Consider the following 12,994-nt stretch of genomic DNA (forward strand, 5'->3'; position numbering starts at 1 on the left):
AGCCATTCAGTCTTTCAAGGCCTCGACGCCGCACCATTCCGCCACGAACAGCGCCATGGCGCCGGTGATGCGCTTGACCGAGGCGAGGCTCACCCGCTCGTCGAAAGCGTGGATGCCTTCGCCCGAAGGGCCGTAGCAGAGCGCCGGAATCCGGTCGTAGAGCGCATGGACCCGGGCATCGAGATAGGCTGCCGTCATGAAGGATTTCAGCGGCTTGCCGATGGCGGCCTCATGCGCCCGGCCGAGAACGGCCTCGGCCTCGCTGCCCGGCTCGAGCACGTAGCCCTGGGCCCAGAAGCCGTTGAAGGTCACCCTGGGGGGATTGTTGGCGAGGAAGGCATCGGTACGGGATACGGCACGGATGCAGTCTTCGATACGCCGGGCCGTCTCCTCCGCGGTCACACCGGGATAGAGCCCGACACGGCAATCGACGCGGCACCAGCACGGCACGGAGGAAGCCCAGTCGCCCCCCTCGATCTTGCCGATGTTGAGGTTGATCGGGTGCGGCTCGTCCTCAAAATGCGGGCGACCCGCCTTTTCGGCGTTGAATTCTTCCTCCAGTTTCCGCAGCGCGGCAACGACGCGATAGGCGGCGTCGATGGCATTCGCGCCAGTCCCCATCTCGCGGACATGGGCCGGCACGCCGCGCACCTCAAACTGAAACCAGAGCACGCCGATATTGGCGCGGGCGAGCATCTCCTGCTCCGGTTCGGGGATAAGGGCGGCATCGGCGCGGTATCCCCGCAGATGGGTCATCAGCGCGCCGTTGCCGGTCGATTCCTCCTCGACCACCGATTCGACATAGACCGTCGCCGCCGGCTGCAGGCCGATGCGCCTGAGCGCGTCGAGGCAGGCCAGGTTCGCTCCGGCCCCGGCCTTCATGTCGGCGCTGCCGCGGCCATACATCCAGTCGCCTTCTATCACCGGGTCGAACGGGGCGTGGGTCCATTGGTCGCGCGGCCCGGCCGGAACCACGTCGACATGGGCCTGGAGGATGAGCGAGCGCCCCCGCTCTTCGCGTGGACGATGGATGCCGACGACGATCGGAGCCTCGGAATGGCTGTCGGAGAAGGGCGCACCGCCCGGATGGGCCGCAATCGCCTCCCGGTCCATCGCGAAGCGTTCCATGGTGAAGCCGCGGTCCTTCATCGCCCGGAAGACGAAATCCTGGACGGTATGCTCCTGCCCGCGCGTCGAGGCGAAGCGGACGAGATCCTGCGTGTAGCGAACCTGTTCGTCGAAGCCCTCATCGACGGCAGCGAGAATCCTGTCGCGCAGGGCAGGGTCGAGGGACATGCTTGCTCTCCGTCCAAATTGCCAAAGATCGGCTTCGCCCGCTGACGGCCGGCCTGGAAATCTACGGCCCCGCGCCGCGGCACGAAGCCCCAAGCCGGCATGTAAGGCCTGCGCCTGACGCAACCGAGGTTCCGCAGGATCAGCCGATGCGGCAAGACGGTCACCGCCCGGACAGGGCGATGCCGGTGCTAACAGCCGCAGCCCACATGCTCGAACCAATGAGCCGTCGCGTCGGCCAGGGCCGGCCAAGCTGCCTGCATCTTTCGGAAACCCGGCAAATGGCGCCGAAACATTTGCCGGAGTTCCGCCTGAAGCGCCGTGAGGTCTATGCCGGTTGGTTCACCATCGCGAACGATACAGCGTCCGGCGACCACGACATCGCGCACGCAATCGATGTTGCCGCGGGCGAATAGCAGGTCGAGGGGGGCGACAGGCATGATCGCGTCGCGATCGAGATGGTCCAGGTCGATCACCGTGAAATCGGCCTGAGCGCTCGCGACGAGCTCGCCGGAGCCCGGCGCTCCGGTTGCCCGTCGGCCATTGCGAATGGCGAGCCCCAGGAACGCAGCACGACTCCAGTTGCGCCTGAAGCCGAGCCCGTCATGAGCGAGCTGGACGAGGCGCATCTCGCGGATGGCATCGTCATCCTCGTCCAGGGCCGCACCGTCGACGCCCACCGCAATGGCGCAGCCGCGCCGATGGGCCTCCGCGATCGGCCCGAGGCCCGAATGCAGGTGCAGGTTCGAGCTGAAATTCGTGACGATCGTCGCGCCGGATTCGGCGATCATGTCGAGCTCGTCCGGCCGTGCATGGACGCAATGGGCGAGCGTCAGGCGCTCGGAGAGCAGCCCGATCTCCTTGAGGTAGCGCATGATCCCGTCCGGGAAGGTCCGGTCGGCCCAGGCGCGCTGGTAGATCGTCTCCAGCATGTGCATGTGCACGCGCCGTCCGGTCGTGGCCGAGCGCTCGGCGATGGCTTCGAGCAGCGCGGGCGAGCACCATTGCACGCCGGCCGGACCGAACTGGACATCGACCAGCGGGCCTGCGATCGCGGCATCGATCTCGTCGATCAGATCGAGATAGTCCGAGGGCCGCGTGGGCGGCCTGACGAAGAGATCCTCGACCGGCTGTCGCGCCTCGGCTGGCAAGGCATCGAGCACGGCGGCGCTCTCGCCATAGACGAGCGGGTTCTGGTCGCGCACGGCCAGTGCGAAGGCGATCCGGATGCCGACATCCGCCGCGGCTTTGGCGATCTGCCGGGCTTCCGCGACGATCGGCATCGTGCCGCTCGGACGGGTGTAGTGGACCATCATCGCACCGCAGCCCGAGCGGGCGCTGCGGGCGAGCGAGACCGCGGCGGCGAGATAGGGATCGGGCGGCGTTCCGAGGGCCGAGCGCAAAATCCAGGTTTCGAGCGGCAGGTTGGCCGCGCCGAAGGACGTCATGCTCGGCCGCGCATGGTCGTGCGCGTTGACGAGCGCCGGGATGATCAGCCGGCGCGGGCCGGAGATCGCAGGCTGATCGACCAGGACGGCGTCGATCACGCCGTCCTGATGGTGAAGCGAAGCGTTCGCGACGAGCTCGCTTCCGTTGAACAGGCTCGTCGCGAAGGTCGCTTCGGTCATGGCGTTTGCTCCGCCGGATCAGTTCGCCGTGTAGACCAGCTCGCGCTCGCTCTTCGGCGGCAGGAACTGGCGCGAGAAGATCTCTTCCGGCTTCGGCGTGCGCGCGAGCTGGTAGCCTTCCACGATGATGCCGATGGCGCGTGTCATGCGGTCATCCTTGGTGTCGCCGATGCCGATCTCCTTCATCTCCGGCGAGACGATCAACTCGCTGAACGAGTATTGCAACCGGCGCTTCTCGACCTTCTCGTCGACGAGGTTGTCGAAGTTCATCACACTCTTCATGCCGAGTGCCTGATCCTTGGCGATCTCGATCATGGCCTTGTTGGTGGCGCGCACGAGGCCGGCAACCGCCTTCGGGTTCTCCTTGATCAGCTTCTGCGAGACCATCAGGCCGTTCGAGTAGAGGTCGAGCCCGTAGTCGCCGAACATCAGCCAGTTGAAGTCTTTGTCCGGGTCCTGGCGATTGAGCACGAGGTTGAAATAGCTCGTGATGTTGAAGATCAGGGCGCCGTCGATGTCGCCCTTGATCAGCAGCGGCTCCTGGAGGTTCGGCGCCATGTTCGACAGCTTGACCTTGGCCATGTCGACATTGTTCTTGCGCGCAAAGACCTCTAGCAGACGCGTCGTCGGCGTACCCTGCGACCCGCCGAGCGTCTTGCCTTCGAGATCGGCCGGCTTGGTGATCCCGGTCGCCTTCTTGCTCGAGATGGCGAAGGGCGGGCGGTTCCAGATCATGTAGACCATGACCGGGTTCTCCCCCGGCTTGGCGGCGGCGTTCTGGATGATGGCATTGACATCGCCGAATCCGGCATCATAGGCGCCGCCCATGATGCGGGTCACGGTCGCGCCCGAGCCCTCGCCCTGGTCGATCACGACGTTCAGTCCCTCGGCCTTGTAGTAGCCCTTGTCGCGGGCGACGAAGAAGGCGGCATCGGAGCCCTGCGTTTTCCAGCCGAGCGTGAACTTGACCGTGGTCTCCTGCGCCAGCACGGAGCCGGCGAAGGCTAGGCCGGTGAGCAGCGTCGCAGCGAACGTCTTCAGCATGATTGTTCTCCCCTCGTGAAGTGGTCAGGCGGCGGCGAAATCGTTCTTGCGGGTGGCCCAGCCGGTGACGCGCATCTCGATCAGCGAGAAGGCGACGTAGAGCGCGACGCCGAGCCCCGCGAGGATGAACAGCCCGGCGAAGACCAGCGGCACATTGAAATTGGAGGATGCGGTCATCATCACGTTGCCGATGCCGCGATTGGAGGCGACGGTCTCCGCCAGCACCGTGCCGACGAAGGCGTAGGTGATGGCGACCTTCAGCGAGGCGAAGAAGAACGGCATCGTGCGCGGCAGACCGACATTCCACAGGATGTCGAACTTGCTGGCGCCGAGCGCCTTCAGCACGTCCTCCATCTCGGGCTCGGTGGTGGCGAGGCCGGTGGCGATGTTCACGACGATCGGAAAGAAGCAGATCGAGAGCGAGGTCAGCACGGCGGGCACCGTGCCCGAGCCGAACCAGAGCACGAAGATCGGCACCACCGCGACCTTCGGGATCGACGAGAAGCCGATCAGCAGCGGGTAAGCGGTGTCATAGGCCGTGCGCGAGACGCCGATGATCGCGCCGAGCACGACGCCGAGCGCCACGCCGAGGACGAAGCCGAGCATCGTCGTCGCGAGTGTCTGGAGGATATGCGGCCACAGGACCGGGAAACGCTGTACCAGTGTCGCGAAGACCTGGCTCGGCCGCGGCAGGATCAGGTCCGACATGCCGGAGATGACGCAGAACAGTTCCCAGCCGACGAAGAACAGCAGGATCAGCCCGGTCGCCCAGAACCTCCGCTTCAGATTGATGGACATGTCAGGCGCTCCCTGCTGTCTGGACTGCGCGGGCATCGACGATCAGCTCGCGCAGGCGCTGGTTCAGCGCCACGAAATCCGGCTCGAAGGTCATGGCGATGCTGCGCGGTCGCGCGAATTCGACAGGGCTGTCGTCGAGGATGCGGCCGGGCCGGGCGCTCATCACGCAGATCCGGCTCGCCAGGAAGCCGGCCTCGCGGAGGTCGTGCGTCACCAGCAGCACGGTTGGGCGATGCGCCAGCCAGAGCTCCTGCAGGATCGCCCAAAGCTCCTCGCGGGTGAACTGGTCGAGCGCGCCGAAGGGCTCGTCGAGCAGCAGCATGCGCGGCTCGTGAATCAGCGCCCGGCAGAGATTGGCGCGCTGGAGCATTCCGCCGGAGAGCTGCCAGGGATATTTGCCGGCAAATCCACTGAGCCCGACCTGGGCGAGCAGCCCATGCACCTTGTCGCGGAAGCTGCCGCGTTTTTCCTGCCGGAAACGCGAGCGAAAAGGCTCGACGATCTTGAGCGGCAACATGACGTTCTGTTCGATCGTCAGCCAGGGCAGCATGGTCGGGTTCTGGAAGGCCATGCCGATCCTGAGCGCCTTCGCCGCGATCTCGCGCCCGCCGACGATGACGGCGCCGGTGCTCGGCTGCACCAGGCCGCTGACCAGCCGCAGGATCGTCGACTTGCCGCACCCGGACGGTCCGACAAGCGCGACGAACTCGCCGTCGGGAATGCGCAGCGTCGTCTCGGAGAGAGCCGGCACGGCGCTTGCTCCGCTGCCGAAGGTCACGGAGGTCTGCGACAACTCGACCGCCAGCGCCGCGCGTGTCGGCGAAGCAGGTTCGGGCGGCGCGCCCTTGACGATCGCGAATTTCGTATGGGCTTGGCTCATAAGAAAGTGCATGCAATTGCAATGCCATTCTGTATCCGATGGGCAACTGAACGTAGGCCGGTTGCCGTCGAGACGCTCCCATGCCGTGCCCCAGCGCCTGGTGGCGCGAAGTTCCGCACCGCATGCATTGCGAAGCGGGCCGGCTAAGCGCTAAGACGGGCCGTCGAAACGGATGACCGGCGATGGCGCGTGACAGGGGCGAGAACGGCTCGTCAGACAAGGTCGGGACGATCTGCCGTGCATTGCGTCGCGCGATTATCGAGCAGGCGCTGGAGCCTGGCGCCAAGCTGCCCGAGGATGCGCTTGGCGAACGTTTTGGCGTCAGCCGCACAATCGCGCGCCATGCGCTCGGGCAGCTCGCGGCCGAAGGCCTGGTCGAGTTGCGTCGTAACCGCATCGCCGTGGTGGCTACGCCGAGCTGGCAGGAAGCGCGCGATACATTTGACATCAGGATCGAGCTGGAGCGGCTCGTGGTGCGCCAGCTTGCCGGGCGGCTGAGCAAGGCCCAGCTCGCAACCCTTCGCGGCCATGTCGACGCGGAGGACGCGGCGCGCGGCGGGCCGGACGCGGTCTCGATCCGGCTTGCCACAGAGTTCCACGTTCTGCTCGCGACGATGACGGAGAGCCCGGTCCTGATCCGCTATGTCAGCGAGATCGCCTATCGTTGCTGCCTGACCCTGTCGCTGTTCAGTCGGCCGCATTCATCCGAATGCGCGATCAATGAACACCGCCTGTTGATCGACGCGCTCGAAGCGGGCGATGGCGAGAAGGTTGCGAGCCTGATGCACCATCATCTCGATTCCGTCGCGGAGCGGGCCCTGGTGGCGCAGGCGAAGCCGCGTGGGCGCGACATTATGGATATCCTTGCCCCTTATGCCGACATGACTCCCGCGCCGGCCGGCGGGCCGGGCCGCAAGCGCCGTCTGGACGCCGCGGAATAGCGGATCGGGCGACGTGCCGCGCTGCTGCAGGATGCGCTCGGCGCTGTCGTTCTGGACGTCCATCCTCCGCCCATGATGCCGGCGGTTCGGCATATAAAGTGCATGCATGTTTTTTGCCCATTGAATACCAGTCCGTAAGCAGATTCATGCCGACCGACAGCGCTCTCGACCTCGTCTTCCGCCAGGCCGTCATCCCCGGCCAGAGCCAGCCGCAGGATATCGGCGTGCGAGCCGGCAGGATCGCAGCCATCGCACCACGGATCACGTGCGATGCGCCTGAGGTCGTCGTCGGTGGCCGCGTGGTCGTGCCGGGTTTCGTCGAGAGCCATATCCATCTCGACAAGGCCTGCCTGCTTGGTCGCTGCGAGCATAGTCGCGGCGGCCTTGCCGAGGCGATCGCTGCGGTCGCCGCCATGAAGCGCGACTTCACCGAGGCCGACGTCTACGAGCGCGGCGCGCGCGTGATCGAAAAGGCGATTGCCAAGGGCACGACCCGCATGCGTACCCATGTCGAGGTCGATCCGCGCGTCGGCCTGCGCAGTTTCTCGGCGATCAAGGCCTTGAAGGTCGACTATGCCTGGGCGCTGGATCTTTCGATCTGCGTCTTTCCGCAGGAAGGGTTGACCAACGATCCCGGCACCGAGGCGTTGCTCGTCGCGGCCCTGCGCGACGGCGCCGACCTGCTCGGCGGCTGCCCCTATACCGATGCCGATCCGACGGCGCAGATGGCCAGGCTCTTCGCCCTCGCGCGGGAGTTCGACGTCGATCTCGACTTTCACCTCGATTTCGACCTCGACCCGAGCTGGATGCATCTCGACGAGATCTGCCGCCAGACAGAGCGGCATGGCTGGGGCGGTCGCGTCGCGATCGGCCATGTCACCAAGCTTTCAATGGTGGAGCCCGCGACGCTGGCCGCCATCGGCTCTCGTCTCGCCCGGTCCGGCGTCGGCCTCACCGTGCTGCCGGCGACCGATCTCTATCTCACCGGCAGAGAGGTGACGCACGGGCGGCCGCGTGGAGTAACGCCGGTGCATCTGCTCATCGAACAGGGCGTGGTCTGCACGGTCGCGACGAACAACGTCCTGAACCCGTTCACGCCGTTTGGCGATGCCTCGCTGCTGCGTATGGCCAATCTTTACGCCAACGTCGCGCAATGCGGGCCGGACCGTTTCCAAACATGCCTCGACCTCGTCACGTCGCTTCCGGCCCGGCTCTTGCGGCTCGGCGACTATGGCATCGCGCCCGGCAATCCCGCCGACCTGATCATCCTCGATGCCACGACGGCAGTCGAGGCTCTGGCCGAGATCGCGGAGCCCGTCGCGGGCTACAAGCGAGGGCGTCTGAGTTTCGAACGGCCGCCCGCGCGATTGAACGGACCTGAGACAAGACGTGCGCTCTAGCCACGATGTCGCGCCGCAAAGGGGGCTCGCCTTGATGTGGCGGCCTTGCAGGACGAAATCAGAAACACCGCAGTAGCGCACCTTGGGAAGCTGCGATCAGTCCTGCGCAGTCGGGCGGATCACGATGCTGCCGACATCGACAGCCAGCGGGACAGGCAGTCCCGCTGATCGAGCGAGGCCCGCGAGCCTTTGATGGCATGCTCAACGCTGTTTTGGGGGCGATGATTTTGGGCTCCTGGGGAGGCGCAGGCCTGGGTGTAGTCACCGCGCTTGTCGTCCCGGCAGGATTCCGCTTGGCACTATTGCTCTCGTCAGCACTCGACAGACTTGAGCGAGCGCTGGCCGATAGCGAAAAGCCCGCCATTGCCTCAGCTGTCGCCAAAGCTTCGCGTTACCAGCCGGTTCAGCCTTTCGGCGAATGCATTTGCGTCGGTCGGGCGTTCGCCATCCAAGACGCGGGCGGTATCCAAGAGAAGATGGGCGAGGTCGTTCCGCAGCGCCTGATCTTCGGCAGACGCGATGGCTGAGATCATCGCATGACGCGGGTTGACCTCGAGGATCGGCTTGGCCGCGCTGTCGACGCGCCCCGCGGCGCTGAGCAAGCGTTCGAACTGGCGATCCGGCCCCTTGTCTGACGCAACAAGGCAGACCGCGCTCTCGGTCAGCCGATCGGAGGATCGGACATCCGCGACCTCTTCGGCCAGAATCTCCTTCATTGATGCAAGCAGAGCGCTGATCTTCTCACTCGTTTCAGCCGACGGAGGCGCCGTGCCGTCAAGCAATGGGATGAGACCGAGATCGGCTGCGCCTTGCGTCACCGATTTGAACGGCTTTCCCTCGAAATCCGGTGCCGTCGACGCCCAGAAGCTGTCGATCGGATCCGACAGCAGCAAAACCTCGATGCCGCGCGCGCGGAAGCCTTCGAGCTGCGGGGAGCTGGCAATCCGGGAGGCATCGTCGCCGGCGATGTAGTAGATCGCGGTCTGGTTCTCCTTCAGCGCGCCGACATAGTCCTTGAGGCTGCGCCACCCTTCGCCGGAGGCTGTCGTCCGGAATCGAGCGAGGCCGAGCAGCTGGTCCCGGCGCTGGAAATCCTCGTAAAGCCCTTCCTTGATGACGACGCCGAAATTGTCCCAGATCAGGCGGAATGTGTCCGGTTCCTGTTCGGCCAGTTTCGCGAGATCGGCGAGGACACGGCTGGTGACCCCCTTCTTGATCGCAGCGAGCAGTGGGCTGTCCTGGATCATCTCGCGCGAGACGTTGAGCGGCAGGTCGGCGGTGTCGACGATGCCACGGACGAAGCGCAGGTAACGCGGAAGGAGTTCCGCCTCGTCCGTGATGAAGACGCGCTTCACGTAGAGCTTGATCCGCCCCTTGCGATCGGCGTCGAAAAGGTCGAACGGACGCGCGCCCGGGACGAAGGCGAGCGCGGTATATTCGTGCAGGCCTTCAGCGCGAAAATGGATCGTGGCGGCCGGCTCGTCATATTGCCCCGCGACGCTGCGATAGAAATCGGCGTATTCGTCCTTGGTGATCTCGCTCTTCGGCTTGGTCCAGAGCGCGGCCCCGTCGGAGAGGGCGACCGCGTCAGCTCCCGGCTCCGTGATCAGCGAAATCGGCACCGGCACATGACCGGACTGCTCCTTGACGATGCGCTCCAGGGTCCAGCGCTCGGCATAGGACTTGGCGTCCTCCAGCAGATGAAGCGTCACGCGCGTCCCACGTGCGGGAGCCTCTTCCAGGGGCGATGGCGCCACCGAGAACTCGCCCTTGCCGTCCGAGGACCAGGTCCAGGCTTCCGCGCTATCGGCGCGACGGCTGACGACTTCGACCTTCGTCGCGACCATGAAGGCGGAATAGAAGCCGACGCCGAACTGGCCGATGAGCTGCGCGCCGTCCTTGCCGTCGGCGGTTGCGACCCGCTCCATGAAGCTGCGCGTGCCGGAGCGGGCGATCGTGCCGAGGGCCTCGATCATCTCGTCATGGCTCATGCCGATGCCGTTATCGGCAATGGTCAGCTTGCCGGCCTCCGGATCGGTCGAGATGGTGATCGCGAGCTTCGGTTCTTCTCCCAGAAGCTCGGGCTTGCCGATCGCCTCATAGCGCAGCTTCTCGCAAGCGTCGGCTGCGTTCGAGATCAATTCGCGCAGGAAGACGTCCCGGTCGGAATAGACCGAATGCACCATCATGTGCAGCAGGCGGGAGACGTCGGCTTCGAAGCTGCGATGTTCGGCTGTGGCGGTCGTTGTCATTCGGAATTCTCGAAGAGAGGGGCAACAGGGAGGCCCTAGCAAAGAGCGATAACCTGCGGAAACGTGACGAGCTAGCCCGTCTGCGCCGGGATCGAGGGCAACTCTTGGAACACGGTGCTCATCCGCTGCCTGAGGCTTGTCGATTGGATAGCGTCCTGATCAGAGCGAGGATCGCATTCAACCGCGCGGTCGCGAACTCGCCCGCGCCGGACAATTGGGCCTCGACATGGGCGGCGACGCTCTGCCACGTTGCCGATCCATCCCGTGTCATGACGGCCAAAAGATTGTCCTTGAGCCCATATGTCGCGCTTTCGGCGTTGGTGATGAGCGCCTTGAAGCGGTCGGAAGGTGAGAGGTGCTGCGGTTCCTGCGGGCCATCGGTCATGTCGGATGCCGAATAGGATGGAGATGAACTGAATGGAGGCGTTTTTCCCGGATCCTCTCGCTTAGGCCTTCTCGCGAAACCGATCGATCGCACGCTGTGCCAGATCATCCTCGTCGAGCGCCAGGGGGACCAGCGAGGCCACGATATAGGCGAGGTTGTTCCGCTCCCGTTCGTCTGCGCCTTGCGGAAGCGACGGCTTGAGCTCCGCCCATGCCCTTTCGAGAGCAGCCTCGGCGCGGGCCAAGTCGATGGGATCGGTCAAGGATGAAAACGGCATGGCCTCCTCCGTCGGCTTAATGTTGAGGGCGCCCGAGGGCGCCGCGAAAGCCGCAGCGCCCTCCCTGTATCAATAGTCCATGCCACCGGCGGGCATGGCCGGTGCCGGGTCCTTCTTCGGCGCCTCGGCGATCATCGCCTCGGTGGTGATCAGCAGGCCTGCGACCGACGCCGCATCCTGGATCGCCGTGCGCACGACCTTGGTTGGGTCGATGATGCCGGCCTTGACCAGATCGCCATACTCGCCGGTCTGGGCGTTGTAGCCCCAGGCATAGTCCTGCGACTCCAGCAGCTTGCCGACCACGACCGCGCCATCGCCGCCGGCATTCTCGACGATCTGGCGGGCAGGCGCGGTGATCGCCTTGCGGACGATCTCGACGCCGGTCTTCTGGTCGTCATTGCCGGGCACAAGCCCTTCGAGCGCCTTGACCGCGCGCAGCAGGGCGACGCCGCCGCCCGGCAGGATGCCTTCTTCCACCGCGGCGCGGGTGGCGTTCAGGGCATCGTCGACGCGGTCCTTCTTCTCCTTGACCTCGACCTCGGTCGCGCCGCCGACTCGGATCACCGCGACGCCGCCGGCGAGCTTGGCCAGACGCTCCTGGAGCTTCTCGCGGTCGTAGTCCGAGGTGGTCTCCTCGATCTGCGCCTTGATCTGCGCAACCCTAGCCTCGATCTCGGCCTTCTTGCCGGCGCCATCGACGATGGTGGTGTTCTCCTTCTCGATGCGGACCTTCTTGGCGCGGCCGAGCATGTCGAGCGTGACGTTCTCCAGCTTGATGCCGAGATCCTCGCTGATCGCGGTGCCGCCGGTGAGGATCGCGATGTCCTCCAGCATGGCCTTGCGGCGGTCGCCGAAGCCCGGAGCCTTGACGGCGGCGATCTTGAGGCCGCCACGGAGCTTGTTGACGACGAGCGTGGCCAGGGCCTCGCCCTCGACATCCTCAGCCACGATCAGCAGCGGCTTGCCGGTCTGCACGACCGCTTCCAGCAGCGGCAGCATCGTCTGGAGGCCCGAGAGCTTCTTCTCGTGGATCAGGATGTAGGGGTCTTCCAGTTCCGCGACCATCTTCTCGGTGTTGGTCACGAAATAGGGCGAGAGGTAGCCGCGATCGAACTGCATGCCTTCGACGACGTCGAGCTCGGTCTCGGCGGTCTTGGCTTCCTCGACGGTGATGACACCCTCGTTGCCGACCTTCTTCATCGCCTCGGCGATCATCTCGCCGATCGTGCGGTCGCCATTGGCGGAGATGGTGCCGACCTGCGCGACCTCCTCCGAACCGGTGATGGTCTTGGAATGCTCGCCGAGCGACTTGGTCACCGCCTCGACGGCGAGATCGATGCCGCGCTTCAGGTCCGTCGGATTGATGCCGGCGGCCACCGCCTTGGCGCCCTCACGGACGATCGCCTGGGCGAGCACGGTCGCGGTCGTGGTGCCGTCACCAGCGGCATCGTTCTGCTTCGACGCCACCTCGCGCACCATCTGGGCGCCCATGTTCTCGAACTTGTCGGACAGCTCGATTTCCTTGGCGACGGTGACGCCGTCCTTGGTGATGCGCGGAGCGCCGAACGACTTCTCGATCACGACGTTGCGGCCCTTCGGACCCAGCGTGACCTTCACGGCATTCGCCAGCGTATCGACGCCGCGCAGCATCCGCTCGCGCGCGTCCTGCGAAAACTTCACGTCCTTCGCAGCCATGATTCCTCACTCCTTCAGACTTGAGGTTTCAGGTTGGTGGTTTGGAAGAGGCCCCGTCAGGCGGCCTGCTTGAGGGTCGCGGTCACCTCGACGACGCCCATGATGTCGGACTCCTTCATGATCAGAAGGTCCTGGCCATCGATCTTGACCTCGGTGCCGCTCCATTTGCCGAAGAGCACGCGGTCGCCGACCTTGACGTCGAGCGGCACGAGCTTGCCGGTCTCGTCGCGCGCGCCGGCGCCGACGGCGACGATCTCGCCCTCCTGCGGCTTTTCCTTGGCCGTGTCGGGGATGATGATCCCGCCCTTGGTCTTCTCCTCGGCGTCGATGCGCTTCACGACGACGCGGTCATGCAGTGGCCGAAACTTCATGAGTTCCTCCAGTTTCCATGTCGGTCACAT

The 12,994-nt window shown here is 65.3% G+C and carries 12 protein-coding genes; 2 read left to right on the forward strand and 10 right to left on the reverse strand.

Annotation, left to right across the window (positions count from 1 at the left end):
• Positions 1-6: 6 nt before the first annotated feature.
• The 5 genes from IED13_RS14745 to IED13_RS14765 all read right to left on the reverse strand — a co-directional run bounded on the left by IED13_RS14745 (position 7) and on the right by IED13_RS14765 (position 5,643).
• Positions 7-1,296 carry an ArgE/DapE family deacylase gene (locus tag IED13_RS14745; protein ID WP_142022160.1) on the reverse strand — a complete coding sequence of 430 codons (1,290 nt, stop codon included), beginning with the start codon at positions 1,294-1,296 and terminating at the stop codon, positions 7-9.
• Between the two features lie 188 nt (positions 1,297-1,484).
• The gene (locus IED13_RS14750; RefSeq protein ID WP_191124615.1) at positions 1,485-2,921 is read right to left on the reverse strand and encodes an amidohydrolase family protein; all 1,437 of its coding nucleotides are present in this window, start codon (positions 2,919-2,921) and stop codon (positions 1,485-1,487) included.
• Positions 2,922-2,939: 18 nt separating this feature from the next.
• Positions 2,940-3,965: an ABC transporter substrate-binding protein gene (locus tag IED13_RS14755; protein ID WP_038363453.1), complete on the reverse strand. Its 1,026-nt coding sequence runs from the start codon at positions 3,963-3,965 to the stop codon at positions 2,940-2,942.
• Between the two features lie 24 nt (positions 3,966-3,989).
• Positions 3,990-4,763, reverse strand: coding sequence for an ABC transporter permease (locus IED13_RS14760; RefSeq protein ID WP_191124616.1), 774 nt, complete (start codon positions 4,761-4,763; stop codon positions 3,990-3,992).
• 1 nt (position 4,764) lies between these two features.
• On the reverse strand, positions 4,765-5,643 hold the full coding sequence (locus IED13_RS14765; RefSeq protein WP_191124617.1) for an ABC transporter ATP-binding protein: 879 nt from the start codon (positions 5,641-5,643) through the stop codon (positions 4,765-4,767).
• A 182-nt stretch (positions 5,644-5,825) separates the two neighbouring features.
• Between IED13_RS14765 and IED13_RS14770 the strand changes: the two genes are divergently transcribed.
• Together IED13_RS14770 and IED13_RS14775 are read left to right on the forward strand one after the other, a co-directional pair.
• On the forward strand, positions 5,826-6,584 hold the full coding sequence (locus tag IED13_RS14770) for a GntR family transcriptional regulator (protein WP_112763681.1): 759 nt from the start codon (positions 5,826-5,828) through the stop codon (positions 6,582-6,584).
• A 146-nt stretch (positions 6,585-6,730) separates the two neighbouring features.
• On the forward strand, positions 6,731-7,984 hold the full coding sequence (locus IED13_RS14775) for an amidohydrolase family protein (protein ID WP_191124618.1): 1,254 nt from the start codon (positions 6,731-6,733) through the stop codon (positions 7,982-7,984).
• Between the two features lie 368 nt (positions 7,985-8,352).
• Here IED13_RS14775 and htpG read toward each other — a convergent pair whose 3' ends face one another.
• From htpG to groES, 5 genes are all read right to left on the reverse strand, one after another.
• On the reverse strand, positions 8,353-10,236 hold the full coding sequence (htpG, locus tag IED13_RS14780) for a molecular chaperone HtpG (RefSeq protein ID WP_191124619.1): 1,884 nt from the start codon (positions 10,234-10,236) through the stop codon (positions 8,353-8,355).
• A 118-nt stretch (positions 10,237-10,354) separates the two neighbouring features.
• Positions 10,355-10,729, reverse strand: coding sequence for a hypothetical protein (locus IED13_RS14785; protein ID WP_210323621.1), 375 nt, complete (start codon positions 10,727-10,729; stop codon positions 10,355-10,357).
• On the reverse strand, positions 10,683-10,898 hold the full coding sequence (locus IED13_RS14790; protein ID WP_191124621.1) for a hypothetical protein: 216 nt from the start codon (positions 10,896-10,898) through the stop codon (positions 10,683-10,685). The genes IED13_RS14785 and IED13_RS14790 overlap by 47 nt, the downstream gene beginning before the upstream one ends.
• A 69-nt stretch (positions 10,899-10,967) precedes the next feature.
• Positions 10,968-12,593, reverse strand: a complete 1,626-nt coding sequence (gene groL / locus IED13_RS14795) for a chaperonin GroEL (protein WP_191124622.1) — start codon at positions 12,591-12,593, stop codon at positions 10,968-10,970.
• A gap of 56 nt (positions 12,594-12,649) precedes the next feature.
• Positions 12,650-12,964 (reverse strand): co-chaperone GroES, encoded by a 315-nt coding sequence (groES, locus tag IED13_RS14800; RefSeq protein WP_191124623.1) that lies wholly within the window; start codon positions 12,962-12,964, stop codon positions 12,650-12,652.
• Positions 12,965-12,994 lie beyond the last annotated feature (30 nt).

The organism is Allobosea spartocytisi (assembly GCF_014764685.1).
Classification (GTDB): domain Bacteria; phylum Pseudomonadota; class Alphaproteobacteria; order Rhizobiales; family Beijerinckiaceae; genus Allobosea; species Allobosea spartocytisi.

Bases quoted from the DNA above. Each gene is read 5' to 3' on its own strand.
- IED13_RS14745 (WP_142022160.1), bottom strand. From the start codon at position 1,296: ATGTCCCTCGACCCTGCCCTGCGCGACAGGATTCTCGCTGCCGTCGAT.
- IED13_RS14790 (WP_191124621.1), bottom strand. From the start codon at position 10,898: ATGCCGTTTTCATCCTTGACCGATCCCATCGACTTGGCCCGCGCCGAG.
- IED13_RS14750 (WP_191124615.1), bottom strand. From the start codon at position 2,921: ATGACCGAAGCGACCTTCGCGACGAGCCTGTTCAACGGAAGCGAGCTC.
- IED13_RS14765 (WP_191124617.1), bottom strand. From the start codon at position 5,643: ATGAGCCAAGCCCATACGAAATTCGCGATCGTCAAGGGCGCGCCGCCC.
- groES (WP_191124623.1), bottom strand. From the start codon at position 12,964: ATGAAGTTTCGGCCACTGCATGACCGCGTCGTCGTGAAGCGCATCGAC.
- IED13_RS14760 (WP_191124616.1), bottom strand. From the start codon at position 4,763: ATGTCCATCAATCTGAAGCGGAGGTTCTGGGCGACCGGGCTGATCCTG.
- IED13_RS14775 (WP_191124618.1), top strand. From the start codon at position 6,731: ATGCCGACCGACAGCGCTCTCGACCTCGTCTTCCGCCAGGCCGTCATC.
- groL (WP_191124622.1), bottom strand. From the start codon at position 12,593: ATGGCTGCGAAGGACGTGAAGTTTTCGCAGGACGCGCGCGAGCGGATG.
- IED13_RS14785 (WP_210323621.1), bottom strand. From the start codon at position 10,729: ATGATCTGGCACAGCGTGCGATCGATCGGTTTCGCGAGAAGGCCTAAG.
- IED13_RS14755 (WP_038363453.1), bottom strand. From the start codon at position 3,965: ATGCTGAAGACGTTCGCTGCGACGCTGCTCACCGGCCTAGCCTTCGCC.
- IED13_RS14770 (WP_112763681.1), top strand. From the start codon at position 5,826: ATGGCGCGTGACAGGGGCGAGAACGGCTCGTCAGACAAGGTCGGGACG.
- htpG (WP_191124619.1), bottom strand. From the start codon at position 10,236: ATGACAACGACCGCCACAGCCGAACATCGCAGCTTCGAAGCCGACGTC.